This window comes from Xylophilus ampelinus, assembly GCF_003217575.1.
Lineage (GTDB): Bacteria > Pseudomonadota > Gammaproteobacteria > Burkholderiales > Burkholderiaceae_C > Xylophilus > Xylophilus ampelinus.
Window position 1 is genome coordinate 124330 of the sequence record NZ_QJTC01000006.1, and the last position, 25778, is coordinate 150107.

The following is a 25778-nucleotide window of genomic DNA, read 5'->3' on the forward strand; positions in this document are numbered from 1 at the left end:
GCCGGGGCCGTGCGGTGCGCCGCTCAGGGCGCCAGCTGCACCGACAGGCCTACGCGCTGGACGCCCGCGCGCTGCAGCGTGTCCATCACCTTCACCACCGTCTCGTATTTCACGCTGCGGTCGGCGCTGATGACTACCGCGCTGGTCGCGCTGCCGGCCGCGGCGGCGGTCGCCGTCGTGGCGGTGGCATCGGCCTGGCGCACCGCGTTGGCCACGTCGCGCATCGTGGTCGGCGCGGTGCGGTCGGCGGTCTTGATCTGCAGGGTCTCGTCCTTGCCGACCACGATCTGGATCACCCGGTCGGGTTGCTTGTTCGCCTTGCCGATCGAGGGCAGGTCGACGGTGCTCGGCGTGATCAGGGGCGCGGTGACCATGAAGATGATCAGCAGCACCAGCATCACGTCGATGAAGGGCACCATGTTGATCTCGTTGATGGTGCGGCGGCCGCGGCCGCGGGAAGCCATGGCGGGCATCGTATTTCCTTCGGGGCGCGGGGCCTAGTGGCCCGACGCCGATTGCGCGCCGAGATTGCGCTGCAGGATGTTGGAGAACTCCTCGATGAAGGTCTCCTGGTGGATCGAGACGCGGTCGATGTCGCGCGCGAACCGGTTGTAGGCCACGACCGCGGGAATCGCGGCGAAAAGGCCGATGGCGGTGGCCACCAGCGCCTCGGCGATGCCGGGGGCCACGGTGCTGAGGGTGACCTGGGCCATCGCCGACAGGCCGGTGAACGCATGCATGATGCCCCACACGGTGCCGAACAGGCCGACGTAGGGGGACACCGAACCGACGGTCGCCATGAACGACAGGCTGGATTCGACGGTGTCCATCTCGCGCTGGAAGCTGGCCCGCATCGCGCGGCGCGCGCCGTCGAGCAGGGTGCCGGTGTCGGCCACGCGGCGCTCGCGCAGCTTCTGGTACTCGCGCATGCCGCTCGCGAAGATGCGTTCCATCGGACCGGCGTTCTTGGCGTTGGACGCGGCGGCGGCGAACAGGTCGTTCAGGCTGGTGCCCGACCAGAACTCGCGCTCGAAATCCTCGTTGAGCGCCTTGATGCGGCGCAGCGCGAAGAGCTTGCGGAAGATCGCCGCCCAGCTGGCGATCGAGACGCCCATCAGCAGCAGCATCACGGCCTGCACCACCCAGCTGGCATTGAGTACCAGGTGCAGGATGGACATGTCTTGTTGGTTCATTTCTTGAGGACTTCCAGGAGTTGCGGCGGAATACGCGCGGGCCGCAGTGTAGAGGTTTCGACCCAGCCGATGCGAATGGTTCCTTCGCACAGCAGCGTCGGCGCGTCGGCACCGTGGGCCATCGTGGTGCAGAAGGCTTGCTGGGCGATTGTCAGCGACGCGCCGCGGTGGTCCTGCAGGTGCGCTGTTACAAGGAGTTCGTCGTCGAGCCGCGCCGGCTGCCGGTAGCGCACCTGCGTCTCCAGCACCACGAACATGCCGCCGGTGACGCCGCGCAGCCGCTGCTGGCCGTGGCCGAGCGAGCGCAGCCATTCGGTGCGGGCACGCTCGAAGAACTTCAGGTAGTTCGCATAGAAGACGATGCCGCCGGCATCGGTGTCTTCCCAGTAGACCCGGATCGGAAACGAGAAGGCCATGGCGATGCGCGGTGCAGGTACTACGCCAGCAGCGCCTGCAGCCGCGCCGCCGCTTCCTGCAGATGCGCCATCGAGCTGGCGGTGGAGAAGCGGATGTGCTGCGCGGTGCCGGCGCTGCCGAAGTCGCGGCCCGGCGTGACCGCGATGCCCGCGTGGTCCATCAGGGCGAAGGCCAGCTCCCAGCTGTCGGCCACGCCCAGGCGCTTGCAGGCATCGGTGCAGTCGGCCCAGGCGTAGAAGGCGCCGTCGGGCATCACCGCCACCGGCAGGCCGGCGGCGGCCAGCGCCGGGATGAAGAAATCGCGGCGCGCCTTGAATTCGGCCCGGCGGCGTTCGTACTCGGCGATGCTGTCGGGCTCGAAGCAGGCGAGCGCCGCATGCTGGGCCACGGCGCTGGCGCAGATGAAGAGGTTCTGGGCCAGCCGCTCCACCACCGGCACCAGCGCATCCGGCACCACCAGCCAACCGAGCCGCCAGCCGGTCATGTGGAAGTACTTGCTGAAGCTGTTGATGCTGACGATGTCGTCGCCCAGCGCCAGGGCCGACTGGCCGAAGGTGGCGTCGTAGCTCAGGCCCAGGTAGATCTCGTCGACGATGGTGACGCCGTCGCGGGCCTGCACCGCTGCATGGATGCGGCGCAGCTCGTCGGGGTGGATCGAGGTGCCGGTGGGGTTGGAGGGCGAGGCCAGCAGCACGCCGCGGCTGCGCCCCGTCCACGCGGCCTCGACCTGCGCGGCGTTGAGCTGGAACCGGTCCGCGGCGGTTGTCGGCACCATCACCGCCGTGCCTTCGGCGACGCTCACGAAATGCCGGTTGCACGGGTAGCTGGGATCGGGCATCAGCACCTCGTCGCCGACATCCACCAGCGCCAGGCAGGCGAGCTGCAGGGCGGCCGAGGCGCCGGCCGTCACGGCGATGCGGCGTGCCGGTACCTCGATGCCGAAGCGCTCGGCGTACCAGTGCGATATGCGCTCACGCAGCGCGGGCAGGCCCATCGCCGGGGTGTACTGGGTCGTGCCGGCCTGCACCGCACGGGCGGCCGCTTCCCGCACCCGCGGCGGCGCGGTGAAGTCCGGCTCGCCGATGTTGAGGAAGATCATCGGCTGCGCGCTGTCGGCCACGGCGCGGGCGCGCTCCACCGCGGCCTTGGCCACTTCCATCACGTAGAAGGGCTCGATCTTCTCGGCGCGGCGGGCGATTCGCAGCGGCCCGCTCATGCGGAGGCGGTACCGCCGTTGCGCGAACGATCGGCCGCGACCTCGGCGGCGCGCAGGGACGGCGCCAGGCCGTTCAGCACGCCGTTGACGTACCTGTGGCCGTCGGTGCCGCCGAACTCTTTGGCCAGCTCGATGCACTCGTTGATCACCACCCGCCACGGCACGTCGAGGCAGTTGCGGAACTCGTAGACACCGATCCACATCACCGCGTGCTCGATCGGCGACAGCTCGGTCAGCTTGCGGTCGAGCAGCGGCTCGATCAGGCCGTTCTGCAGGTCCACGTCGGCGATGCAGCCGTGCAGTAGGGCGTCGTAGTGCACCGCGTCGGCCTTGTGGAAGCCCGACAGGTCGCGGGTGAAGTGGTCGATCGCGGCGGGTTCGTTGTGGCCCACCAGGTATTGGTAGAGGGCCTGCAGCGCGAACTCGCGCGACCGGCTGCGCGGCGGCTTGGCGGACGCCTTGCGGGCGCCGGTGCTGGTGGTGCCGAGCTTCTTGGTCGGCGCAGCGGGGGCCGCAGTGGCATCGACGGCGGGGATGGCTTTTTCTTCGGTCATGTCAGTGTGTCCAGCAGGTTCGCCATCTCGACGGCGACCCGCGCCGCATCGCGACCCTTTTCGGTCTGGCGCGCCACGGCCTGTTCGAAGTTTTCGGTGGTGAGGATCGCATTGGCGATCGGCAGGCGGTGGTCCAGCGACACGCGGGTCACACCCGCGCCCGATTCGTTGGCCACCAGTTCGAAGTGGTAGGTCTCGCCGCGGATGATGCAGCCCAGCGCGACCAGCGCGTCGTGCCGGCCGGCGGCGGCCATCGCCTGCAGGGCCAGCGGTACTTCGAGCGCGCCCGGTACCAGGACGTGCTCGATGTTCTTCTCGGCCACGCCCAGCGCGACCAGCTCGGCCCGGCACGCCGCGGCCAGCGCATCGGTGATGCCGGCGTTGAAGCGGGCCTGCACGATGCCGATCGAAAGCTTGCGGCCGTCGGCATGCGCACCCCGGCCTTTGTCTGCACCCAACATCTTGTTCAGTCCTTCTGGAGATAACCGACCAGCTCCAGGCCGTAGCCCGTCATGCTGGGCATGCGGCGCGGCGCGCCGAGCAAATTCATCCGGCGCACGCCGCATTCGCGCAGTATTTGCGCGCCGATGCCGTAGGCGCGCAGGTCCATGCGGCCGCGCTCGGGTGCCTGGGCGGCGCGGGCGGTGCCCTCGAACTGCGCGAGCAGGTCGGCCGCGCTTTCGCCGCAGTTCAGCAGCACCACCACGCCGCGGCCTTCGGCGGCTACATGGCGCAGGCTGGCGTCGAGCGTCCAGCTGTGCATGTTGCGGTCGACCTCCAGCGCGTCGAGTACCGACAGCGGCTCGTGCACCCGGGCCGGTACCACGTCGTCGGGCGACCATTCGCCGCGCACCAGGGCCAGATGCACGCCCCGGCTCGGCCTGTCGCGAAACGCATTGGCGGTGAAAGGTCCCGCCGTGGTGGTGAGCGTGCGGCTGCCGATCTTTTCGACCAGCGAGTCGTGGCGGCTGCGGTGTTCGATCAGGTCGGCGATGGTGCCGATCTTCAGCCCGTGCTGCGCCGCGAAGATCTGCAGGTCGGGCAGGCGCGCCATCGTGCCGTTGTCGTTCATCACCTCGCAGATGACCGATGCGGGGCTGCAACCGGCCATCGCGGCCAGGTCGCAGCCGGCCTCGGTATGGCCGGCACGCATCAGCACGCCGCCGTCGACCGCCTGCAGCGGAAAGATGTGGCCGGGCTGCACCAGGTCGCTGGCCTGCGCATCGCGCGCCACCGCGGCTTGCACCGTGCGGGCCCGGTCGGCAGCGGAGATGCCGGTGGTCACCCCCTCGGCCGCCTCGATCGACACGGTGAAGGCAGTCCCGTGTTTGGTGCCGTTGCGCGCCACCATCGGCGCCAGCTGCAGCCGCTCGCATATGTCGCGTGAGAGCGTCAGGCAGATCAGCCCGCGCGCATGCCGGGCCATGAAGTTGATCGATTCGGCGCTGACATGATCGGCCGCGATGACGAGGTCGCCCTCGTTCTCGCGGTCTTCCTCGTCCACCAGGATGACGATGCGGCCGGCGCGCAGCTCGGCGACGATCTCCTCTACGGGCGAGACGGAAACGGGGTGCAGGGCACTCATGCGGGAGACAGGCCCGGGGCCTGGAGGCAAGTAGAAGGTGAAGGAGCGGCGGCCGCGAGCCCCGATGTCACAGCGACCACAGGAACCGCGGCGGGCAGTGCGGCCACCGATAGCATGCGCTCCACATAGCGCGCTACCGTGTCGATCTCGAGGTTGACCGCGCTGCCGGCCCGCAGCGCGTGCAGGGCCGTATTCTGTACCGTGTGCGGGATCAGGTTGATGTGCACCACGGCTGTGCCGTCGGCCACGTCGTCCACCCGGTTGACGGTAAGACTCACCCCGTTGACCGCGATCGAGCCCTTGTAGGCCAGGTAGCGCGCCAGGAGCGCCGGCGCCTCGATCTGCAGATCGTGGCTTTCGCCGACGGGCGCGAAACGCAGCACCGTGCCGATCCCGTCCACATGCCCCGACACGATGTGGCCGCCGAGGCGGTCGTGGGCGCGCAGCGCTTTTTCGAGGTTGATCGGCATGCCGACGCCGTCGAGCCCCGCCGTCTTGTCGAGCGATTCCGCCGAGATGTCGATCGTGAACCGGCCCGCCGCAGTATCGAAGCCGGTGACCGTCATGCAGGCGCCGTTCAGCGCGATGCTGTCGCCGAGCCCCACGTCGTCCAGGTAGCCCGGCGGGGCTTCCAGCGTCAGACGCTTGCCGAACTGCTGTCGCGGCTGCGACGCGCTGCCCAGGTCTTCCACGGCGCCTATGCGCCCCACGCCAGTGATGATTCCGGTGAACATCCGGATATTTTCGCAGGGATTGGGTATCTCTTCCGATGACAGGACGTCGGCACGCGCTGTGCGTGCCATATGGTTTCAAAAATTGTCTGTGCCTACCACGCGCGCCAAAATCCGAAGGTCTTCTCCAATCAGGTCGACCGACCGGAACGCAAGTTGCGTTGCCTGTGTCAGATCGGCCAGAGGACCAAAGGCGGCCAAGGGCCTGCCTTCGCCCACCAGTTTCGGTGCTACATAGACGAGGAATTCGTCTACGAGGGCTTCGTGAACCAATGATCCATTTAGTTTTGCGCCCGCCTCTACGTGGATGTCGTTGATGCCACGCGATGCCAGGTGCTGCAACATGGCGGCGAGGTCGACTTTTCCGCGACGGTCCGGCATCAAGGTGACGGTAGCTCCGCGCCGTTCCAGCGCTATTCTGGAAGCGGCGTCGGCTGTGGCCGCATAGATCCAAACACTGCGGTTTTGGACGCCAAACAATGTTGCAGCCACGGGCGTTTCCAGCCGGCTGTCCACAATCACCAGAACAGGCTGGCGGGTGGACGGCTCCAACCGAACATCCAAGCATGGATCGTCAGCGTGCACCGTTCCCACGCCGGTGATCACCGCGCATGCCTGCGCGCGCCAGGTATGGACATCGGCACGGGCCGCCTGGGCCGTAATCCACTGGCTGCTACCATTGCATAGTGCAGTAGTACCATCCAGAGAAATAGCGGTCTTCAACCGCACCCAGGGACGTAAACGTTTCAGCCGGCTAATAAGTCCCAGGTTCAGTTGCCGTGCTTCGCGAGCACCGACACCTACCTGAACCTCGACGCCTGCAGCTCGTAGTCTTGCAATACCGTGGCCTGCCAGCGAAGGCTCAGGATGCTCGAGTGATACAACCACCCGCTTGACGCCGGCGCCAACCAATGCACCGCAGACCTCATCGGATTCTGGTTCCACCAAGATATAAGCGGTAGCACCCAAAGCAGAGCCCGCAATGCCTAGGCATTCATTCAGTGCCTGGATTTCGGCAGAGGACCGATCCATAAAACCTGTCGAGCCAGTTCCCGCAACGGTGCCGTTCTTCGCCACGACCACGCACCCATTTCGCGCGCGACCGCTGCCGGGCCAGGGGGAAGCGGCAGCAAGCGAGAGCGCTTGGACCAGTGCCTGCGGCGCTGTATTATAAATTGCTGGCATTGCACAGAGCGTCGTTAGCAACAGTAGGCGTGCATACCCTGGCTCTGCCCGTGACTGCAACGATAAGGAATCGCTTCTGTCGAGGAGAGGTATCGTCCGTTCTTGAAAACTGGATCGACAGGTTGTAGACGGATCCCGCTCCTCGATTGGCGGCATAACCCGAACCGTCGAACATGAGATAAGGTCCGCCTGGAGTGCCAGCTGCCGCATTGTTAGTGCCCACCGGCGTGGCGAAATAGCTGGGTAAGAGCGCATCGCGCTGAGCGATGACGTCATCGCCGAGGCTAAACGTGCCGTCCTTATTGTTATCGGCGAAGACCTTCCAACCCGATGCCCATGAGTTTTCCGAAAAGGGAACCACTAGAACCTTGAGATTGCGCTTCATTGCTTCCGAACGTGCCATGGTGACTGCCGATAAAAGCGAGTTCGCTGCACTGCTTAGTTCCGAATTGCGCTGGTAAGCGACAAAGCTGGGCACCGCCACCAGGCCCAAGATCGCCACGATAGCAAGCGCCACCATTACCTCAATCAGTGTGAGGCCCGCCGGGCGATGGGGCCGGATAGTTAAGGCCAGCATATTTTCTTGTCCGTAAAGCCGGCATTCAAGATGCAATCCTTGATGCCAGTGCTTGTAAGATTTATTTCGGTTAATTTGGGATCAGGTGTGTTGGGCCTTGCTATCAGCTTGATGCAAACGGTGGCATCCGGTTGATTGCCATTACTGTCGACCGGGCAGACATTTGCCGTAAGAGAATATGCCGGGTTGGTCGGGCTGTCACCGGAATACACTTTGAAAGTCGCGCCGGCTACAGCTGCTGCGGCTGCAGTTGAAAATACCATGTATGTATTGCGCTGGGTCATGTATCGCTCCTGTTGCTGCATAAGCTCTACCAGTGCAGAACGTGCCTGCGCGCGCCGGCCTTTGCGCACCGACTCCGCATAGGATGGATAGGCAATACTGGCGAGGATGGCGATGATTGCTACAACAATCATCACTTCGATCAATGTGAAACCACGGGAAGATTCTCGGTGGTAAGCCATGGCGATTTATTTCAGGTTCTGGTAGTTGTTGATTTGACGCCAGCTGAGGCGTCCGACGGTTATATCCATTTTCATGTCTCCTCCCCCCATGATTCCCAATGATCCATTTCCGTTGGCATGGGCGGCCACGGTACGCGTTTGCCTGCCCGTGTTGTCTTTTTGCGTCAAACCGGAGGTGGAATTAGAGGAATTAGAGGAATTAGGAATAATTTGCAGCGTAGGTGTGCCCAGCAAGCCAACAGTAGAGCGAGTATAACTGCCATTGCCTTTGTCTATGTTGACACTCCAAAGTTTGCCGCTCCCTTCATCCGCCCCACAGGTGTTCTGGCTGCCTACTGCACTCGGAATTAAACTTCCAAACACGAAGTTGTCGCCAAACACCAGGCCATCGCTGGCCTGACGCTCACCTGTCGTCGGAAAATCGAAATAGAAACCTGCACGCCTAGCGGTATCGCCGTCGCTAGCCGGCCGCCCCCACCGGAAAGCCGAAACGTTGACGGTTTTACCTAACGTATCCACAACGCCGACCTGCAGGCGACCGCGACCCGCTATAGCACTTGTCGTGTTGTCCACGGTGTTGCTACTGGGGTCGTCTAAGACCGCATAAACTGATTGTTGGGCTGCCGAAGATCGATCGCTGAATTCCAGATACTTTCCTGTGCCGAATGCGACGTAGGTGATGTCATCGCCCTCACCAGAAAACAGCCGTGGTGCCACGGTTATCGGCTGTGTGAGACCTGAAGCATCTGTAGCAATAAAGAGCGGAATTGGCGTATTGACCGATGCAGCATTTTTTACATAGGCGGAGAGTTTCGACATTGTCCAGTCGGAACTGCCCTGAAGATTGAGTTTCTTAAAGTTCAGCTTCCAAAGATTGCCTAGAAGATCACCCATGAAAATCGACGAAACTGCGCCGAATCGATCCAACACCGGACTGAAATTCAAAAGCCCCGGTGCAGTCGTCGTCCACTGGGTGGAGGAGGGTATCGGCAAGCTGATTTTGAAGTAATTGGAGTTCAGGGCCCACGCGGTGCCGACCGGCTTGCTGATATCCAACAAAAACAGCGCGGGTGCACCAGTGGCATTGGCGAGATTCGTACCATCGGCGAGCGAATTGTTAACTCCGCTTGCAACTGCTGCAAAGTACTTGTAGACAGGCGTGCTTGCGATCGCATTAGTCTGGAGTTTGAGGATCTGCGGCTTGCCGACAACATAGCCCATATCAGGATCATTCAAACCCGTGAATTCCCACATTACATTGGCAGTGGAGAACGCCGATGGGTTCGTGACATCCAGCGCGAACACCCCCCGCCCGCCTGCACCGGTACTGCCTACGAGTATCGTTTTAAAGTCGGATGCAGCGCCTGCGGAGCCCACTTGCGCCTCGGCAACAACAGAGCTTCCATCGACATAGCTTTGATGATTCGCATTGTAGGTTTTGGAAGTCAAGGCTGCCAGCTTCGGACCCATCCAGCTCGGAATGTATGCAAAAAGCTCCTTACCCGAATCCGGCTGGTTGACGGTCGCATTGAAAGCATGCAGCATGCCGTCGTTCGCCCCTACAAAAACGGTTGGAACGCGGCTTTTGTTATTGTTGTAAAAATCGGCATAGCCCGGTGTCGCAATATTGGTGACTGGAGCGCCTGAATAAGAAACGCCGGAGTTGATAATATCTCCCAAAATCCTTTTACGCACTCTGAAAGTGGTGGTCTCCAAGGATCGATCACCTCGCAAATACGCCAGCCGCTGATCGGCCAGCATATCGGGAGTCGAAAGCGGTGAGAGCTTGCCAAGGTCTACTTTCAACGAAGCCTCAATGGCCCCTACAGCAAAATTGGATGCTTGGCTTGCCGGCGCAGGACCCTTGTTGCCGACCACGATGTTGCGCGATGTTGCAGCACTAGCGCCGAGGGATAGCAGCCGCTCTGACGCCGACCAAGTGGCAGTTGAGGAGGTTGTGACCTTATTTTCGTCATTGAGCGTGATCTGGTACGCCTGCAAATCACCAGACCAGTCGGAGGAATCGAATGAGCCTTGGTAGGTGAAACCTCCATCGGTAGTCAAATTCTTGCCTTGGGATGCATTGCCGGCAATACTGCGCGCATTTTGCGCGGCTTGGCCGAAGATTGCATCGAAAGCGCTCAGAACACGCTTTGCATCGCTCTGCAGGTAATAAGAAGCCGCTTCTCCCGGTTGGTTTGGATTTTGCCAAACATTATTTTCATTGAGGCCATCTTGCTGCAGAAATGGATTGCCTTTGATGTTGTATGGAGCCGCATTGAGGTTGGAAGGATCTGCTTGGAAACCGCCATATTTGGCGGCCATGAAAAGTTGGTTGCTATAGCGACGATTGTTGCGGTTTGATGACTCGGCGTACTCGTTCACATCGAATGTGAAGGTTTTAACCCGTAAGCCGGGTCTTTGTTTGTCGGGCTGATCGGTCCACGAGGTACTGCGGATATCGTGGGTATGTGCCCAATAAGCGGCGCCCATGATCGCACTGGTTGCAGAAGCGCGCGGTACCGCATTGTTGGCGCCGTTCGGGTTGCCCGTGCTCTGCAGCGCCCCTTGGCCGTCGATATAGGATGAGGTGATGTTTCGTTCGAAATTTTGAACGACGGTTCGCCAATCCGTAGCACTTACAATATTCTTAGCAGGATTGGAGGCAGGAAATCGGTTGCCGTCGTGGGTATGTATATCTCCGATCACCACGATATTGCTCCGCAGGCAAGAATAATCACCTGCCGAGCTGCGATCCTTGTATGGATCCAGATTGGAAGTGGTAGTTGTGCCTGTCCATTTGGTATAGGCAGGGAAACCGTCAAGATAGCTTTTACCTGTCGCTGTGCTCATATTCGCCCCGGCGACCGCGTCGGGACTAGGGTCCAGCCCTTGTAGATAACGCAGACTTTCGTAGTATAGCTCGCCGAGTGGGTCGTATATCTTGTAGCGCCCTGGAACAGGACCGGTACGGCCGAATTTATTGAGATAGTTGATAACACCGCTGATGTTAGGAGTTTGGGTGCCGTCATTGTCCGGGTTGCTGTTGAAAATACCCGTTGTGACGTCCCATTCCGCATTAGGGTTGCCGCCCGCCACGGTATTCTCTTGCCCGTAGATGTCGAAGGTTTTCTGGCCCACATATTTCATCGGGGCACGCAATACGCCGCCGTAGCGTCCGTTGTTGTAGCTTGCGGTTTGGTCCAAGAGATAACCGAATGCCGCGAGGCGAATTTGCTCGCTATATTTTTGAATGACACCGGTTGGTTTATAGGAGCCCGAAGGATATCGCGTGCAATAAGGGCGCTTGCCGTCAGCGTCTGTGCCATAATCGCGGATGTCCAGCAATTGCCCCGAACTGTCAGAGTTGCAGACACTGACGCGTGCATAGAAGAAGCCGTCGGAATTCAAGCCGTTAGCTTGTACGGGAAGCGTGCCCGTAAATGGCCTGACATAGCATTTTTTTGCAAGGCCATAAATAGGGTCTTGATTGACGGTGGCGTTGGAACAGCTAGCGCCATTGTCTGCAACATAAGTTAGCCATCCGCCTGTGCGAGTGCTTGCGTTATATGCTCCGTATAGCACTTCTTTTCTACCGGTAAATGCACACGTTCCGTTCTCGTCGGCACAATAGGTGCCACCAAAAGTTGTAAGTGCGTTTGCCGGTGTGGAATAAGGGTTTGCCGTGATGGTGGGTTGTATAGGTCCGGGGGGTGGTTTTACTGATAAATTATAGGCGCCGGTGTTATTGCAGTCGCCGGTGTTAGATGTGCCGAAATAAATCTGATTCAACGTATTGGCAATCCAGATGTCGCTTCCGTTGGCCGCCGTTACCATGGCCCGAGGTACCGCACCCCAATATTGCCCGGCCCCCCCTCCGTCTTTTTGGAGTTGCTTGGCGGGAAAATTAGTGCTGTTCCACATGCAAATAGGATCGCCATTGGGGAGGACGGCACGTTGAAGAACGGTCAGGTTCGCATTATCAATGTAGCGATCTCCTCCGGAAAGGGATAGCCTGAGCATATCCACTGCGGAGTTGGACGCCCAGTTCAGAAAGTTCCCACTGAATCCGTCCGTGCACCGATGGCTCGATGCAACGCCCACACGGTCAAAACGCTTGTAATCCGCAGTAGTCTGGCCAGCAGCAGGCGATTCGGTGGGGGTGTCGTTGTAGTTGTAACAGCTCTCTGCATCGTAATATCCAAGGTAGTCTTTGAGATTTGAATATGTCGCATCAAGCGGATTGTTGGCGATTCCGTCGTCCCGTACGTATTGGGCACCAACCGTCGGGTACTCTACCGATAATGCCAGTGCCATAGTAGGCTTGTCGCCAGCGGCGGTTGCATAGAGCGGTACCGAGGATAATGAAACCGTTTTATAGGCGATGAATGCTTGGCTATTAGCAAAAAGCGAATACAGCGCACAAAAGACCAGGACTGACATGGCTATCAGCCAGCGGAAGCGGCGAATCGGAGATAATAGCAGACGTACAGTGGCGTGGTGGCCTAGGGATTGTTGGTCGAAAGATACGGTATTCATGGTTCAAAACCTAAAATTTAATTTCGGAATATCATCTGGACCACGGCTTGATTCGCCGGTCTGAGGGCGCTGCCGGGACCAAACCCCATAGAGGTCACCCGAAATACATATCCCCGCATTTTCTCGGAGCGGTCTCTATTGCCGTCGCCGTTGTCAGGAATGGCTTCAATCAGATAGTTGGGGTTTTTATAAGGCTGAGCGCCGCTGCCCGAGGGAAAACTTCTGCCAGTCTGTCCGCCGAAGGTGATGGTATTGGTTGCTGCGGACAGGTCCACCGTGAGCCACGCAGGTTTATCCGTCACTAAAGCGGGCAACTGGCATAACCCCTCTGAATCACCACTGGTCCCACAGCCTGTCTGAAATTTTGTAATGTCGGTAGGAGTCTGACCCGAAATGCCGAAAATATTCTGTCGGGTGTTGCGCATATCGAATTCGGCATCGACCAAGCCTGACTCTGCGCTTTCCCATGCGATCTGGGTATAGCGGTCGTTGCGGGTCGTGCGCTCGGCCAATGTGGATATCTGCGCTGCGTTGATACCGATGAGTGAAACCACGACTAGAATCATCAGAACGATGATTAAGGACATGCCGGTTTCGCCGCTAGGACTGGCGCCTTTCCGATTCATGGGAAACCGTGCCGGCAAAAGCAGAGAAGTTTCTGTATTCATATCAGGTCTTGGTAATTCCGCAGATGCACGGTGAACGTGATGCTTTGACGCAGCCGGCCATCGGTGCCGGCAGGCAGGATGGTGGCGTTGTCGCCCAAGTTGGCGGCTGCGCCGAAGGGATTCATGGCAGGGGTGCTGGACTCTTGCGCGGAGTTGGGGGCGCCGCGCAAAACTATGCCCAGCCGTATGCTTCGCACCCGCCGCCAGTTGTTGTAGGTTTCGATCTGGTTGGATGCCGGGGTACCGCTGGTGACCGTCAGCTGGTCGGCACGGAGGTAACGGTCGGCGATGTTGGGCTTGTTGGGCATGGTTACGCCGCCCACCGTGACGGTTTTGGGAGTGGGAGCGCCCGGTGTGACGCCATCGATGCCGTAGAGCACCTGGAAGCTTTCGACGCCTTCCACCAACGGTTGACCCGGCTTCGTGATGGACGCGCTGTCGTCGTTGGCGTCGTTGCACATCAGCGCCGGTTCCCCGCTGCTGCCAGTACCCACATAGAGGATGCTGACCATACGGTTGTCTCGGTTCGATGGGGCGGCTCCGGGGGTGTCACCCGAGCAGGTAACCATGCTCTGATCCACCACGGCTGCACCGGACGCTGTTGGCACCCCGACTTCGGCCTGATAACGCAGGATGAGAACGTCGCTGTTGTTGACGACGCCGCTCGCGGTGGATGCGGTCAAGCCATTCGAGACATCCGGTTTTGCATTGTTGAAGCCATAGATATTGGGCGGAGGATTCGGATCCAGGTTCGCATCGTTTTTGCGCGATAGCGTGGAGTACTTGACACCCACGAACCCTGCCTGCACGATCAACCGGTTGAGTATGTCCCGGGTGTACCTGGCATTGTCACGCAGCTGGGAAGCAGAATCGACCGTCGTGAAGCCGCGGCGAGCGACGCTGAGCGCCGCCATGGCGGCAAGGGCAATCACCAGGCCGATCGACATGGCGACCATTAATTCGATCAAGGTCATGCCGCGCGAACGGCGTAAAGCGGAGGGCTGTTGCATCATTTGTCTAGACCGATGTCTACCGTGAATACGACGCCCGGGGTAGAGGCGAAATCGAAGGACTGCCCCGAGTCCTGAACACTGGCACGCTTGAAGGAATTGCGTGTCCAGCCGATCTTGACAGTGGGCAGGCCGTTAGCCGCACTGCATCCCCAGACAGGCGTGCCGCTTCCGGAAAATGGGGTGCTGTCTAAGCATATTTCTACACGCGCGCCGGGCAATTCGTCTTTGACGCGCGCCAGCCAATCCGTAATTTCCGCATTGGCGATAGCGGTAGAGTTGACGCACGGTGTGCCGCCCACGTTGAGACATGTGGAGGGAGCGGGTGCAGTGAGTGTGGGAGATGATGCGGTGAAATAGTAAGGCGATGTACCCAGGGAAACCTTCGTAACGGGATCGAAGAACGCGTCGGCATTGCCGCGCATCAGTTCACCCATTTCGCGGGCCAGCTCGGAACCGCTGGCCTGCAGACGTGCTTCGCGGTTGGCCTGCAACGAGGTCGCCTGGAGGCCGACCATGCCCAGCAGGCCAAAGGACAGGATCACGACCGAAATCAGAACCTCGACCAGTGAAAAGCCGGCGGCGTGTCTACGCGTAGGTGAATGGAGCATAGGAGGGGCTGTAATACGGCGTCAGGGGGCACGACAGAAGATAATCTCAATTGTCGTCCTGCATTGCACCGCAACCTGTGCCGCCTGTCCCGCGTGGATATCCGTGCAGCGGGACGGTGTGTTGCCATACATTCCGTGCCTTGCCTTCGCGTGTCGTGCGAACGGGGCTTTTTGTTACTTTTTCCGTCTGTCCATCCCGTGTCCACGATCCGTCCTGCCGAGCTTTCCGACGCCGCCGCCGTCGCTTCCATCCACCACCAGCATTTGGAGTCCGACCAGCCGATGGCGCCGCGCCAAGTGCGTTTCTGGCAGGAGGCCATCGAACTCGGGGAGCCGCAGATCCAGGTAGCGGACGACGACGGCGAACTTGTCGGTTTCGTCGGCTTCGACCGCTCCCGCGATCCCAAGACCAGGCCCACCGTCGGTGAAATCTGGGCGCTGCATGTGCTGCCCCGGCACCAGGGCCAGGGCGTCGGCTTGGCCCTGTGGGACGCCGCCCGCGAAGGTCTCGAGGACGAAGGCTGCACGCAGGTCACGGCGTGGGTCCAGCTGCGCGACGAGCGCGCTCTCCGCTTCTTCGAACTCGCCGGCTTCAAGCGCGAGATGACCACGCTGCGCACGGCCCTCGTAGGCGTGAAACGGCTGGAAGAGATCCGCATGAAGCGCAACGTCGTCTAACCATTTTCGAGAGAAAAAGTATCCGCAGCTGGCGCCCCCTGCCGACCTGCAGCTATTGAATTTGTAGCGGTCGGGCTGTCGCCGGGGGGGCCTTCTCGACAGGAAACCTCCCGACATGCGCCAGAACCCCGTCACCCCGGCCCGGCTCGTCCGCAGGTGCCGGTGCAGGTGCGCCACGTCTACGAGATGTCGGTCGGCTGGTCGTTCAGGACGAAGCCCTCGGTGCAGCGGAACCAGCCCATGCCGGCCTCCACCGACCTGGATCATCGAGACGGTGCTGCCCGCGCCCTGTCGGCTAGTGTCGTCTGCTTCGATGCCAGAATGGAATGCTTCGCCCCTCCGCTCGGCGCACCGGCCGACCTGCCCATGATCATCGCCAGCCTGCTCGACACCGATCTGTACAAGTTCACGATGATGCAGGTGGTGCTGCACCAGTTCCCGGGGGCGCATGCCGAGTACCGCTTCAAGTGCCGCAACCCGGGCGTCGCCCTGGCCCCGTATGCCGACGAGATCCGGCGCGAGGTCGAGAGCCTGTGCAGCCTGCGCTTCACCGAGGCCGAGCTGGACTACTTGCGCTCGATGCGTTTCATCAAGAGCGACTTCGTCGATTTCCTGGGCCTGTTCCAGCTCAACGCCAGAAACATCAGCATCACCGAGCTGCCCTCGGGCGAGATCGATATTTCGATCGAAGGCCCGTGGCTGCACACCATCCTGTTCGAAATCCCGGTGCTGGCGATCGTCAACGAGGTCTATTTCCGCAACACCCGCCCGGGTGCCGGCCTGGAGGGCGGCCGGCAGCGGCTGGCCACCAAGATCGCCCAGCTGCAGGGCACCGACCTGGAGACGCTCAAGATCGCCGACTACGGCACCCGCCGCCGCTTCAGCCGCGCCTGGCACGGCGAGCTGCTGCGCACGCTGGCCGAGCGGCTCGGCACCGGGCCGCAGGGCCAATTGGCCGGCACCAGCAACGTATTGCTCGCGATGCAGCTGGGCATCACGCCGCTCGGCACCATGGCCCACGAATACCTGCAGGCCTGCCAGGCCCTCGGCCCGCGGCTGCGCGACAGCCAGGTCTTCGGCTTCGAGACCTGGGCCAGGGAATACCGCGGCGACCTGGGCATCGCGCTGTCGGATGTCTACGGCATGAGCGCCTTCCTGCGCGACTTCGACATGTACTTCTGCAAGCTCTTCGACGGCGCGCGCCACGACAGCGGCGATCCGTTCGCCTGGGGCGAGCGGCTGATCGAGCACTACCGCCAGAACCGGGTCGATCCGCACACCAAGGTGCTGATCTTCAGCGACGGTCTCACGGTGCCGCGCACCATCGCGCTCTACCAGCAGTTCCGCGGCCGCTGCCAGCTGGCCTTCGGCATCGGCACCAACCTGACCAACGACCTGGGCGACCCGCCCGACCACGTGCCGCTGCAGATCGTCATCAAGATGGTGCGCTGCAACGGCCAGCCGGTGGCCAAGATCTCCGACACGCCGGGCAAGGGCATGTGCGACGACGAGAAGTACCTGGCCTACCTGCGCCAGGTGTTCGAGATCCCCGAGCCCGACTTGGCAGTCGCCTGACCGGTGTGGCCGATGCTACGTTTTCGATAGCGGCTGATCGGCGTGCGGCGCCGGCTGCAGGCATTTTTTGCTTGAAATTCGGCGCGCGGGCGCTGGGGACGGCCTGCGCTGGTCTTGCGGGGCCCGGCGCGGCTTCGGCGGCCGAAGTCGACGGCACCGCGTTCTCGCTCTGGTGGGCCGCGCCCTTCGCCGCGCTGCTCCTGTCGATCGCGCTGGTGCCGCTGGCGGCACCCGGCTTCTGGCACCGCCACTTCGGCAAGGTGTCGGCCGGCTGGGCGCTGCTGTTCTTGGTGCCGTTCGCGGCCGTCTTCGGCCTGTCGGCGGCGGGCGTGCAGCTGGTGCATGCGCTGGTGGCCGAGTACATCCCCTTCATCCTGCTGCTGACCGCGCTCTTCACCGTGGCGGGCGGCATCCACATCCGCGGCAACCTGCGCGGCAGCCCGGCGCTCAACACCGGTATCCTGGCCCTCGGCGCGGTGCTGGCCAGCATCATGGGGACCACCGGCGCGTCGATGCTGCTGCTGCGGCCCTTCGTCCGGGCCAACGACGACCGGCGCCATCGGGTGCACGGCATCGTGTTCTTCATCTTCATCGTCTCCAACGCCGGCGGGGCGCTCACCCCGCTGGGCGATCCGCCGCTGTTCCTGGGTTTTCTGAAGGGGGTCGATTTCTTCTGGACGCTGCGGCACATCGGCGGGCAGACGCTGTTCGTGGTGGCGGTGCTGCTGGCGCTGCACCATGCGGTCGACCGCTGGTTCCATCGCCGCGAAGGCGTGCTGCCGCACGACCCGACGCCCGACACCGGGCGCCTGGGCATCGACGGCGGCGCCAACCTGGGCCTGCTGGCGGCCGTCGTCGGGCTGGTGCTGATGAGTGGCGCCTGGAAGTCGCCGGTGGTGTTCGACGTGTTCGGCACGCCGGTGGGGCTGCCGGGGCTGCTGCGCGACGCCGGGCTGGTGGTGGTGGCGCTCGTCTCGTTGGGGATCACGCCGGCCCGGGTGCACGCCGACAACCGCTTCGACTGGGCGCCGATGGCCGAGGTGGCCAAGCTCTTCGCCGGCATCTTCCTGACCATCGTGCCGGTGATCGCGATGCTGCGCGCCGGCGCCGAAGGACCCTTCGGCGCGGTGATGGCCGCGGTCACCCGGGCCGACGGCACGCCAAGCCCGGCGATGTACTTCTGGGCGACCGGCGTGCTCAGCTCCTTTCTCGACAACGCGCCGACCTACCTGGTGTTCTTCAACACCGCCGGCGGCGACCCGGCCGTGCTGATGACCGCGCTGGCGCCGACGCTGGCCGCCATCTCGGCCGGCGCGGTCTTCATGGGCGCCGTCACCTATATCGGCAACGCGCCCAACCTGATGGTCAAGGCGATCGCCGAGAGTCGCGGCATCCGCATGCCCGGCTTTTTCGGCTACATGGGCTGGTCGTGCGCCGTCCTGCTGCCGCTCTTCGCCCTGGTCACGGTCATTTGGTACGCGTAACGCACAAGGAGATCACCTCATGTCCAAACCCGCCATCCTCGTGTCCCGCGCACTGTTTCCCGAGACCATCGAACGGCTCCAGCAGCACTTCGAGGTGGAGCACAACCAGTCCGACGCGGTCTGGGACGCCGCCGCCCTCAAGGCGCGCCTGCAGGGCAAACACGGCGTGCTTACCACCGGCAGCGAGCGGATCGACGCGGCGCTGCTGGCCGACTGCGCTGCGCTGCGCATCTGCGCCAACATGGCGGTGGGCTACGACAACTTCGACGTCGATGCGATGACCGCCGCCGGCGTGCAGGGCACCAACGCGCCCGACGTGCTGACCGACACCACCGCCGACTTCGGCTTCGCCCTGCTGATGGCCACCGCCCGGCGCATCACCGAGAGCGAGCATTTCCTGCGTCGGGGGGAGTGGAAGCGCTGGCGCTACGACATGTTCTCCGGCGCCGAGGTGCACGGCAGCACCCTCGGCATCCTGGGCATGGGGCGCATCGGGCAGGGCATCGCCAAACGCGGCGCGCACGGCTTCGGCATGAACGTGGTCTATCACAACCGCTCGCAGCTCTCGCCCGCGCTGGAGGCCGAGTGCGGGGCCCGCTACGTCGGCAAGGACGCGCTGCTGAAGACCGCCGACCATCTGGTGCTGGTGCTGCCCTACAGCGCCGCGTCGCACCATGCCATCGGCGCGGCCGAGCTGGCGCAGATGAAGCCGACCGCCACCCTGGTCAACATCGCCCGCGGCGGCATCGTCTGCGACGTGGCGCTGGCCGCGGCCTTGCGCGAAGGCCGCATCGCCGCCGCGGGGCTCGACGTGTTCGAGGGCGAGCCCACGGTGCACCCCGATCTGCTGGCGCTGCGGAACGTGGTGCTCACCCCCCACATCGCCAGCGCCACCACCGGCACCCGCCGCGCGATGGCCGCGCTGGCGGCCGACAACCTGATCGCCTTCTTCGACGGCCGCGGGCCGCTGACGCCGGTGAACACCTTGCTCCGCCCGAAGGCTGATCCGCAATGTTGAACGGAGAACTGAACCTGGCCGCCTGGGCCCTGCTGGCAGCGGGCGCAGCCACGGTCGCGATGCTGCTGGTCCTGCTGCTGCGCCGCCCCGGTGGCGACGGCAGCGACATCCACGATACGATCGACGCCGCCAACGCCCGGGCCGAGCGCAGCGAGCGGGCCCTGCGGCAGGAGCTGTCCGACCAGTTCCGCCAGTCGCGCCAAGAGCTGGCCCAGGCCTTCGCCACCTTCACCCAGACGCTGACCCGCCAGGGGGCCGAGGCCGGCCGCACCCAGAGTGCGCAGATGGACGCCTTCGCCCAGCAGCTCTCCCTGCTGCAGAAGACGCTGGCCGACACGCTCAGCACTCAGCTGCAGGGCGTCTCAGAAGCCAATGCGCGCCGCATGGCCGAGGTGCGCGCAACGCTCGAGGCGCAGCTGGCCCAGCTGCAGGCCAGCAACGCCGCCAAGTTGGACGAGATGCGCCACACCGTCGACGAGAAGCTGCAGGCCACGCTGGAGGCCCGCCTGGGCGAGAGCTTCCGCCAGGTGGCCGACCGGCTGGAGCAGGTGCACAAGGGCCTGGGCGAGATGCAGACGCTGGCCCAGGGCGTGGGCGATCTCAAGCACCTGCTGACCAACGTCAAGACCCGCGGCATCTTCGGCGAGGCGCAGCTGGCCTCGCTGTTGGAGCAGGTGCTGTCGGTCGACCAGTACGCCGCGCAGGTGGCGACCCGGCCCGGCAGCCGCAACACCGTCGATTTCGCGATCCGGTTGCCGGGGCGCGGTGCCGACGGCGTGCCGGTGTGGCTGCCGATCGACGCCAAGTTTCCCAACGAGGACTACGCCCGCCTGCTCGACGCCCAGCAGCGCGCCGACCCGGTGGCGGCCGATGCGGCAGCGCGCGGCCTGGAGACGCGCATCCGGCTGGAGGCGCGCGGTATCGCCGAGAAGTACGTCGAGCCGCCGCACACCACCGATTTCGCGATCCTGTTCCTGCCCACCGAAGGGCTCTTCGCCGAGGTGCTGCGCCGGCCCGGGCTGGTCGAGGCGCTGCAGCGCGAACACCGCATCACCCTGGCGGGGCCGACCACGCTGCTGGCGATGCTCAACTCGCTGCATATGGGCTTTCGCACCCTGGCGCTGGAGCGTCGCAGCAGCGAGGTGTGGCAGGTGCTGGGAGCCGTCAAGACCGAGTTCCAGAAGTTCGGCGACGTGCTCTCCAAGGTGAAGGAGCAGACCCAGACGGTGCTCAACACGCTCGACCGCGCCCAGACCCGGAGCAACGTGATGCGCCGCGCGCTGCGCGATGTCGAGGCGCTGCCCGAGCCGCAGGCCCAGGGCCTGCTGCCGATGGGCGCCGCCGACGCCGTGCCCGACGAAGACCCGCCGATATCCGGTATACCGCCTGCCGCGGCCGGCCGCGGCAAGACGCCAATTGGTTGACACCTAAACTAATTGTCCGTAGATTGGCGGTTTTCCCCGTCCCTGGAGGACCGTCGGCCATGAAGATCGTCTGTATCGGTGGAGGCCCTTCGGGCCTGTATTTCGCGCTCCTGATGAAGCTGCAGAACCCGGGGCACGAGATCCGGGTGGTGGAGCGCAACCGGCCCTACGACACCTTCGGCTGGGGCGTGGTGTTCTCCGACCAGACGCTGGGCAACCTGCAGGCGGCCGACCCGGTCACCGCGGCGCAGATCCTCGACGCGTTCAACCACTGGGACGACATCGAGGTGCATATCCAGGGCCACAGCGTGCGCTCGGGCGGCCACGGCTTCTGCGGTATCGGCAGGAAGCGCCTGCTCAACATCCTGCAGGCGCGCTGCGAGCAGCTGGGCGTGGAACTCGTCTTCGAGACCGACGTGCAGGACGACACCGCCTATGCCGACGCCGACCTGGTCATCGCCGCCGACGGCCTCAACAGCCGCATCCGCGCCAAGTACGCCGCCACCTACCAGCCCGACATAGACCTGCGGCTGTGCCGCTTCGTCTGGCTCGGCACCCACAAGCTGTTCGACGCCTTCACCTTCGCCTTCGCCAAGACCGAGCACGGCTGGTTCCAGGCCCATGCCTACCGCTTCGACGACAGCACCTCGACCTTCATCGTCGAAGCGCCCGAGGACGTGTGGCGCGCCGCCGGCCTGGAGACGATGGAGAAGGAAGACGCGATCGCCTTCTGCGAGCAGCTCTTCGCCGACCAGCTCGACGGCCACCCGCTGATCTCCAACGCCGCCCATCTGCGCGGCTCGGCCCAGTGGATCCGCTTCCCGCGCGTGGTTTGCCGGCACTGGGTGCACCACAACGGCCACGCGCCGGTGGTGCTGATGGGCGACGCGGCCCACACCGCGCACTTCTCGATCGGCTCGGGCACCAAGCTGGCGCTGGAGGATGCGATCGAGCTGGCCCGCTGCATCGGCCGCCAGCCGGGCGACCTGACGGCCGCGCTGGCCGACTACGAAGCGGTGCGCAGCATCGAGGTGCTGCGCATCCAGAACGCGGCCCGCAACTCGACCGAGTGGTTCGAGAACGTCGACCGCTACGCCAGCCTGCCGCCCGAGCAGTTCGCCTATTCGCTGCTGACCCGCAGCCAGCGCATCAGCCACGAGAACCTGCGGCTGCGCGACAAGGCTTATGTGGAGCGCTACGAGGACTGGATCGCCCAGCGCGCCGGCCTGCAGCGCGGCGCCACCCAGCGCGCGGTGCCGCCGATGTTCACCCCCTTCACCCTGCGCGGCGTGACGCTGAAGAACCGCGTCGTCGTCTCGCCGATGGCGCAGTACTCCTGCGTCGACGGCCTGCCGGCCGACTTCCACCTGATGCACCTGGGCGCCCGTGCCATGGGCGGCGCGGGCCTGGTCTTCGCCGAGATGACCTGTCCCTCGCCCGACGCCCGCATCACGCCCGGCTGCCCGGGCCTGTGGAACGTGGCCCAGCGCGACGGCTGGAAGCGCATCGTCGATTTCGCGCATGCCAACGGCACCGCCAAGATGGCGCTCCAGCTCGGCCACGCCGGCGCCAAGGGCGCGACGCGCCTAGCCTGGGACGGCATCGACCAGCCGCTGCCCGAGGCGGACCGCTGGCGGTTGCTGTCCGCCTCGCCGCAGCAGTACCTCGACGGCGTGAGCGACTGGTCGCACGCCATGACCCGCGAGGACATGGACCGGGTGCAGGCCGAGTTCGTGCAGTCGACCCGCTGGGCCGACGAGGCCGGCTTCGACTGGCTGGAGTTCCACTGCGCGCACGGCTACCTGTTCAGCAGCTTCATCTCGCCGCTGACCAACCAGCGCACCGACGACTACGGCGGCTCGCTGGAGAACCGGCTGCGCTACCCCTTGGAAGTGTTCGCTGCGATGCGCGCCGCCTGGCCGGAGCAAAAGCCGATGTCGGTCCGCATCTCGGCGCACGACTGGGTCGCGGGCGGCATCACGCCCGACGACGCGGTGCGGATCGCCCGCGCCTTCAAGGCGGCCGGCGCCGACATGATCGACTGCTCGTCGGGCCAGGTCAGCAAGAAGGAGAAGCCGGTCTACGGCCGCATGTTCCAGACGCCGTTCTCCGACCGGGTGCGCAACGAGGCGGGCATCGCGACCATCGCGGTCGGCGCGATCTCCGAGGCCGACCATGTCAACAGCATCGTAGCCGCCGGCCGGGCCGACCTCTGCGCGGTGGCCCGCCCGCACCTGGCCAACCCGGCCTGGACGCTGAACGAGGCGGCGCGCATCGGCTGGTTCGACGTGGCCTGGCCCAGGCAGTACCAGGCCGGCAAGGTGCAGCTGGAGCGCAACCTGGAGCGCAGAGGATGACGCACACCCCCAGGCTGCGCACTGCGTGTCTTCGCCTACCCCCTTGCAGGGGGCGGCACCGGTGGCCCGGCAAAGCCGGTTCCACGGTGCCCCTGGTAGATGCCGGTGCGCATGCACGCACCTTGCCCTATATCTAAAAGGCGGATAGCGATGGCTTCTCTTCAAGGCCGCCACGCGGTCATCACCGGCGCGGCGCGCGGCATCGGCGCGGCCATCGCCGAGCGGCTGGCGGCCGAGGGCGCGGTGCTCACGCTGCTGGGCCGCAACCTCGACACCCTGCAGGCGCTGGCCGCGCGGCTGCCGGCATCGGCACGGGCGTTGCCGGTCGCCTGCGACATCACCTCCGCCGACAGCGTGGCCCAGGCCTTCGCCACCGCGCGGGCCACGGCCGGCCCGGTCGCGATCCTGGTCAACAACGCGGGGCAGGCCGAGAGCGTGCCCTTCCACCGGATGGACGCGGCCCACTGGCAGCGCATGCTGGCGGTGAACCTGACCGGCACCTTCACCTGCATCCAGGCAGCGTTGCCCGGCCTGCTCGCAGCGGGCGCGGGCCGTATCGTCAACGTCGCGAGCACGGCGGGCTTGCGCGGCTACGCCTACGTGGCCGCCTATGCCGCGGCCAAGCACGGCGTGATCGGCCTGACCCGCTCGCTGGCGCTCGAACTGGCGGCCAAGGGCATCACCGTCAACGCGGTCTGCCCCGGCTACACCGACACCGACATCGTGCGCGACAGCGTGGCCCGCGTCGCGTCCAAGACCGGCCGCAGCACGGCCGAGGCGCAGGCCGAGTTCGTGCGCGGCAACCCGCAGGGCCGGCTGGTGTCGCCCGCCGAGGTGGCCGACACGGTGGCCTGGCTCTGCGGCGACGGCGCGGCGGCGGTCACCGGCCAGTCGATTTCCGTCTCCGGCGGCGAGGTGATGTGATGGCCCGCAATTCCCCGGTGAACGCCACGAAACTGCAGCTGGTCCCGGTGCTCGACGACGAGCGCATCGGCCACGAGGCGCGCGCCGTCGCCGACGACCATATCGACCTGAAGATCTGGCTGCGCCTGCTGGCTTGCAGCACCCAGATCGAGCAGCAGATCCGCCAGCACCTGCGGGCGCGTTTCGCCACCACGCTGCCGCGCTTCGACTACCTGGCCCAGCTGGAGCGCCATCCCGACGGGCTGCGGATGAACGCGCTCTCGCGCTACCTGATGGTCACCGGCGGCAACATCACCGGCCTGACCGACCAGCTGGAAAAGGAAGGCCTGGTCACCCGGGTGGACGACCCGGAAGACCGCCGCTCCTGGCGCGTGGCGCTCACGCCCAAGGGCCGCACCGAATTCGCCGCGATGGCCGCCGAGCACGAGACCTGGCTCACCGCCATGTTCCGGGGCCTGGGCACCGGCGACAAGGATCTGCTCTACGGCCAGCTCGGCCGGCTGCGGGTGCACTTGGCGCAGCACCAGGCCGATCTCGCGGCAGAGCCCGCCGCCGCACCGACCACCGCCACCGCTGCCACCGCAGCCAAGAAGAAGACCGCATCCTCCCGCAGGAGACCCGCCCCATGACCGACCGCATCGACCCGGCCCTCGTCGCCGGCAACCGCCAGACGCTGGCCGACTACGCCGCCACCCATTTCCTGTGGCAGGTGGAGGGCGGCGTCGGCACCGTCACCTTGAACCGGCCCGAGCGCAAGAACCCGCTCACCTTCGACTCGTACGCCGAGCTGCGCGACCTGTTCCACCGCCTGCGCTACGCGACCGACGTTCGCGTGGTGGTGCTGCAGGGCGCCGGCGGCAACTTCTGCTCGGGCGGCGACGTGCACGAGATCATCGGTCCGCTGGTGGCGCTGAAGGCGCCCGAGCTGCTGATGTTCACCCGCATGACCGGCGCGCTGGTGTCGGAGATGCGGCACTGCCCGCAGCCCATCATCGCTTCCATCGACGGCGTCTGCGCCGGTGCCGGCGCGATCCTGGCGATGGCCTCGGACCTGCGGCTGGGCACGGCCCGCAGCAAGACAGCGTTCTTGTTCAACCGCGTGGGCCTGGCCGGCTGCGACATGGGCGCCTGCGCCATCCTGCCGCGCATCGTGGGCCAGGGCCGCGCGTCGGAACTGCTCTACACCGGCCGCTCCCTGCCCGGCGACGAAGCCGAGCGCTGGGGTTTCCTCAACCGTGTGTTCGAGCCCGACGCGCTGACGGCCGAGGCGCAGAAGCTGGCGCAGCACATCGCCGCCGGCCCCACCTTCGCCAACGGCATCACCAAGACGATGCTGCACCAGGAATGGGCGATGACGGTCGATCAGGCGATCGAGTCAGAAGCCCAGGCCCAGGCGCTTTGCATGCTGACCGGCGACTTCGAGCGGGCCTACCGCGCTTTCGTGGACAAGCTGCGGCCGGTGTTCGAGGGGAACTAGTGTGGTGTCTCAAAAATAAGCCGAACTAAGTTGACGAATGGTTATCCATGAGTTTCCAAGTCCAGGAAACTACAAAGATGACCAGATCAGG

24 protein-coding genes are annotated in these 25778 nt (G+C 64.3%); 9 read left to right on the forward strand and 15 right to left on the reverse strand.

Features of this window, described 5'->3' with window-relative positions:
- Positions 1 to 23 precede the first annotated feature (23 nt).
- The 15 genes from DFQ15_RS06170 to pilV all read right to left on the reverse strand — a co-directional run bounded on the left by DFQ15_RS06170 (position 24) and on the right by pilV (position 14750).
- Positions 24 to 473, reverse strand: coding sequence for a biopolymer transporter ExbD (locus DFQ15_RS06170; RefSeq protein ID WP_110465132.1), 450 nt, complete (start codon positions 471 to 473; stop codon positions 24 to 26).
- Between the two features lie 24 nt (positions 474 to 497).
- A complete protein-coding gene (tolQ, locus tag DFQ15_RS06175; protein ID WP_110465133.1) occupies positions 498 to 1193 on the reverse strand; it encodes a protein TolQ in 696 nt (231 codons plus the stop codon).
- Positions 1190 to 1609: a YbgC/FadM family acyl-CoA thioesterase gene (locus DFQ15_RS06180; protein ID WP_110465134.1), complete on the reverse strand. Its 420-nt coding sequence runs from the start codon at positions 1607 to 1609 to the stop codon at positions 1190 to 1192. The genes tolQ and DFQ15_RS06180 overlap by 4 nt, the downstream gene beginning before the upstream one ends.
- 20 nt (positions 1610 to 1629) lie before the next feature.
- Positions 1630 to 2826, reverse strand: a complete 1197-nt coding sequence (locus DFQ15_RS06185) for a pyridoxal phosphate-dependent aminotransferase (protein ID WP_374941007.1) — start codon at positions 2824 to 2826, stop codon at positions 1630 to 1632.
- Positions 2823 to 3380, reverse strand: a complete 558-nt coding sequence (nusB, locus tag DFQ15_RS06190; protein ID WP_110465135.1) for a transcription antitermination factor NusB — start codon at positions 3378 to 3380, stop codon at positions 2823 to 2825. Before nusB ends, DFQ15_RS06185 begins: the two co-directional genes overlap by 4 nt.
- A complete protein-coding gene (ribH, locus tag DFQ15_RS06195) occupies positions 3377 to 3841 on the reverse strand; it encodes a 6,7-dimethyl-8-ribityllumazine synthase (protein WP_110465136.1) in 465 nt (154 codons plus the stop codon). Before ribH ends, nusB begins: the two co-directional genes overlap by 4 nt.
- 5 nt (positions 3842 to 3846) lie before the next feature.
- The gene (gene ribBA, locus DFQ15_RS06200; protein WP_110465137.1) at positions 3847 to 4965 is read right to left on the reverse strand and encodes a bifunctional 3,4-dihydroxy-2-butanone-4-phosphate synthase/GTP cyclohydrolase II; all 1119 of its coding nucleotides are present in this window, start codon (positions 4963 to 4965) and stop codon (positions 3847 to 3849) included.
- On the reverse strand, positions 4962 to 5699 hold the full coding sequence (locus tag DFQ15_RS06205) for a riboflavin synthase (RefSeq protein ID WP_110465138.1): 738 nt from the start codon (positions 5697 to 5699) through the stop codon (positions 4962 to 4964). Before DFQ15_RS06205 ends, ribBA begins: the two co-directional genes overlap by 4 nt.
- Positions 5700 to 5774: 75 nt before the next feature.
- Positions 5775 to 6881, reverse strand: a complete 1107-nt coding sequence (gene ribD / locus DFQ15_RS06210; protein ID WP_110465139.1) for a bifunctional diaminohydroxyphosphoribosylaminopyrimidine deaminase/5-amino-6-(5-phosphoribosylamino)uracil reductase RibD — start codon at positions 6879 to 6881, stop codon at positions 5775 to 5777.
- The gene (locus DFQ15_RS06215) at positions 6865 to 7458 is read right to left on the reverse strand and encodes a GspH/FimT family pseudopilin (protein ID WP_110465140.1); all 594 of its coding nucleotides are present in this window, start codon (positions 7456 to 7458) and stop codon (positions 6865 to 6867) included. Before DFQ15_RS06215 ends, ribD begins: the two co-directional genes overlap by 17 nt.
- Positions 7446 to 7922 carry a type IV pilin protein gene (locus DFQ15_RS06220; RefSeq protein WP_110465141.1) on the reverse strand — a complete coding sequence of 159 codons (477 nt, stop codon included), beginning with the start codon at positions 7920 to 7922 and terminating at the stop codon, positions 7446 to 7448. The genes DFQ15_RS06215 and DFQ15_RS06220 overlap by 13 nt, the downstream gene beginning before the upstream one ends.
- Positions 7923 to 7928: 6 nt before the next feature.
- Positions 7929 to 12461: a pilus assembly protein gene (locus tag DFQ15_RS06225; RefSeq protein WP_146228663.1), complete on the reverse strand. Its 4533-nt coding sequence runs from the start codon at positions 12459 to 12461 to the stop codon at positions 7929 to 7931.
- A 17-nt stretch (positions 12462 to 12478) separates the two neighbouring features.
- Positions 12479 to 13129 (reverse strand): pilus assembly PilX family protein, encoded by a 651-nt coding sequence (locus DFQ15_RS06230; protein ID WP_233504304.1) that lies wholly within the window; start codon positions 13127 to 13129, stop codon positions 12479 to 12481.
- On the reverse strand, positions 13126 to 14142 hold the full coding sequence (locus DFQ15_RS06235) for a PilW family protein (RefSeq protein WP_324998170.1): 1017 nt from the start codon (positions 14140 to 14142) through the stop codon (positions 13126 to 13128). The genes DFQ15_RS06230 and DFQ15_RS06235 overlap by 4 nt, the downstream gene beginning before the upstream one ends.
- On the reverse strand, positions 14139 to 14750 hold the full coding sequence (gene pilV / locus DFQ15_RS06240; protein WP_110465144.1) for a type IV pilus modification protein PilV: 612 nt from the start codon (positions 14748 to 14750) through the stop codon (positions 14139 to 14141). The genes DFQ15_RS06235 and pilV overlap by 4 nt, the downstream gene beginning before the upstream one ends.
- Positions 14751 to 14999: 249 nt before the next feature.
- On the opposite strand from pilV, the gene DFQ15_RS06245 reads away from it, so the two are divergent.
- The 9 genes from DFQ15_RS06245 (at position 15000) to DFQ15_RS06285 (ending at position 25687) form a co-directional block, all read left to right on the forward strand.
- Positions 15000 to 15428: a GNAT family N-acetyltransferase gene (locus DFQ15_RS06245; RefSeq protein WP_374941009.1), complete on the forward strand. Its 429-nt coding sequence runs from the start codon at positions 15000 to 15002 to the stop codon at positions 15426 to 15428.
- A gap of 366 nt (positions 15429 to 15794) precedes the next feature.
- Positions 15795 to 17003 carry a nicotinate phosphoribosyltransferase gene (gene pncB, locus DFQ15_RS06250; protein WP_110465164.1) on the forward strand — a complete coding sequence of 403 codons (1209 nt, stop codon included), beginning with the start codon at positions 15795 to 15797 and terminating at the stop codon, positions 17001 to 17003.
- Positions 17004 to 17074: 71 nt separating this feature from the next.
- A complete protein-coding gene (locus DFQ15_RS06255) occupies positions 17075 to 18487 on the forward strand; it encodes a sodium:proton antiporter (protein ID WP_110465146.1) in 1413 nt (470 codons plus the stop codon).
- Positions 18488 to 18506: 19 nt separating this feature from the next.
- Positions 18507 to 19505: a 2-hydroxyacid dehydrogenase gene (locus DFQ15_RS06260; protein WP_110465147.1), complete on the forward strand. Its 999-nt coding sequence runs from the start codon at positions 18507 to 18509 to the stop codon at positions 19503 to 19505.
- Positions 19499 to 20929, forward strand: coding sequence for a DNA recombination protein RmuC (rmuC, locus tag DFQ15_RS06265; RefSeq protein WP_110465148.1), 1431 nt, complete (start codon positions 19499 to 19501; stop codon positions 20927 to 20929). Before DFQ15_RS06260 ends, rmuC begins: the two co-directional genes overlap by 7 nt.
- Positions 20930 to 20988: 59 nt before the next feature.
- Positions 20989 to 23286: a bifunctional salicylyl-CoA 5-hydroxylase/oxidoreductase gene (locus tag DFQ15_RS06270; protein WP_110465149.1), complete on the forward strand. Its 2298-nt coding sequence runs from the start codon at positions 20989 to 20991 to the stop codon at positions 23284 to 23286.
- Positions 23287 to 23436: 150 nt separating this feature from the next.
- A complete protein-coding gene (locus tag DFQ15_RS06275) occupies positions 23437 to 24210 on the forward strand; it encodes an SDR family NAD(P)-dependent oxidoreductase (protein WP_199399823.1) in 774 nt (257 codons plus the stop codon).
- Positions 24210 to 24839 (forward strand): MarR family winged helix-turn-helix transcriptional regulator, encoded by a 630-nt coding sequence (locus DFQ15_RS06280; protein WP_110465150.1) that lies wholly within the window; start codon positions 24210 to 24212, stop codon positions 24837 to 24839. Before DFQ15_RS06275 ends, DFQ15_RS06280 begins: the two co-directional genes overlap by 1 nt.
- On the forward strand, positions 24836 to 25687 hold the full coding sequence (locus DFQ15_RS06285) for an enoyl-CoA hydratase family protein (protein ID WP_110465151.1): 852 nt from the start codon (positions 24836 to 24838) through the stop codon (positions 25685 to 25687). The genes DFQ15_RS06280 and DFQ15_RS06285 overlap by 4 nt, the downstream gene beginning before the upstream one ends.
- Positions 25688 to 25778: the final 91 nt, after the last annotated feature.

What these genes read in the sequence shown, in the direction of transcription:
- DFQ15_RS06170 (WP_110465132.1), bottom strand. Translation starts at nt 473, where the DNA reads ATGCCCGCCATGGCTTCCCGCGGCCGCGGCCGCCGCACCATCAACGAG.
- tolQ (WP_110465133.1), bottom strand. Translation starts at nt 1,193, where the DNA reads ATGAACCAACAAGACATGTCCATCCTGCACCTGGTACTCAATGCCAGC.
- DFQ15_RS06180 (WP_110465134.1), bottom strand. Translation starts at nt 1,609, where the DNA reads ATGGCCTTCTCGTTTCCGATCCGGGTCTACTGGGAAGACACCGATGCC.
- DFQ15_RS06185 (WP_374941007.1), bottom strand. Translation starts at nt 2,826, where the DNA reads ATGAGCGGGCCGCTGCGAATCGCCCGCCGCGCCGAGAAGATCGAGCCC.
- nusB (WP_110465135.1), bottom strand. Translation starts at nt 3,380, where the DNA reads ATGACCGAAGAAAAAGCCATCCCCGCCGTCGATGCCACTGCGGCCCCC.
- ribH (WP_110465136.1), bottom strand. Translation starts at nt 3,841, where the DNA reads ATGTTGGGTGCAGACAAAGGCCGGGGTGCGCATGCCGACGGCCGCAAG.
- ribBA (WP_110465137.1), bottom strand. Translation starts at nt 4,965, where the DNA reads ATGAGTGCCCTGCACCCCGTTTCCGTCTCGCCCGTAGAGGAGATCGTC.
- DFQ15_RS06205 (WP_110465138.1), bottom strand. Translation starts at nt 5,699, where the DNA reads ATGTTCACCGGAATCATCACTGGCGTGGGGCGCATAGGCGCCGTGGAA.
- ribD (WP_110465139.1), bottom strand. Translation starts at nt 6,881, where the DNA reads ATGCCAGCAATTTATAATACAGCGCCGCAGGCACTGGTCCAAGCGCTC.
- DFQ15_RS06215 (WP_110465140.1), bottom strand. Translation starts at nt 7,458, where the DNA reads ATGCTGGCCTTAACTATCCGGCCCCATCGCCCGGCGGGCCTCACACTG.
- DFQ15_RS06220 (WP_110465141.1), bottom strand. Translation starts at nt 7,922, where the DNA reads ATGGCTTACCACCGAGAATCTTCCCGTGGTTTCACATTGATCGAAGTG.
- DFQ15_RS06225 (WP_146228663.1), bottom strand. Translation starts at nt 12,461, where the DNA reads ATGAATACCGTATCTTTCGACCAACAATCCCTAGGCCACCACGCCACT.
- DFQ15_RS06230 (WP_233504304.1), bottom strand. Translation starts at nt 13,129, where the DNA reads ATGAATACAGAAACTTCTCTGCTTTTGCCGGCACGGTTTCCCATGAAT.
- DFQ15_RS06235 (WP_324998170.1), bottom strand. Translation starts at nt 14,142, where the DNA reads ATGATGCAACAGCCCTCCGCTTTACGCCGTTCGCGCGGCATGACCTTG.
- pilV (WP_110465144.1), bottom strand. Translation starts at nt 14,750, where the DNA reads ATGCTCCATTCACCTACGCGTAGACACGCCGCCGGCTTTTCACTGGTC.
- pncB (WP_110465164.1), top strand. Translation starts at nt 15,795, where the DNA reads ATGATCATCGCCAGCCTGCTCGACACCGATCTGTACAAGTTCACGATG.
- DFQ15_RS06260 (WP_110465147.1), top strand. Translation starts at nt 18,507, where the DNA reads ATGTCCAAACCCGCCATCCTCGTGTCCCGCGCACTGTTTCCCGAGACC.
- rmuC (WP_110465148.1), top strand. Translation starts at nt 19,499, where the DNA reads ATGTTGAACGGAGAACTGAACCTGGCCGCCTGGGCCCTGCTGGCAGCG.
- DFQ15_RS06270 (WP_110465149.1), top strand. Translation starts at nt 20,989, where the DNA reads ATGAAGATCGTCTGTATCGGTGGAGGCCCTTCGGGCCTGTATTTCGCG.
- DFQ15_RS06275 (WP_199399823.1), top strand. Translation starts at nt 23,437, where the DNA reads ATGGCTTCTCTTCAAGGCCGCCACGCGGTCATCACCGGCGCGGCGCGC.
- DFQ15_RS06280 (WP_110465150.1), top strand. Translation starts at nt 24,210, where the DNA reads ATGGCCCGCAATTCCCCGGTGAACGCCACGAAACTGCAGCTGGTCCCG.
- DFQ15_RS06285 (WP_110465151.1), top strand. Translation starts at nt 24,836, where the DNA reads ATGACCGACCGCATCGACCCGGCCCTCGTCGCCGGCAACCGCCAGACG.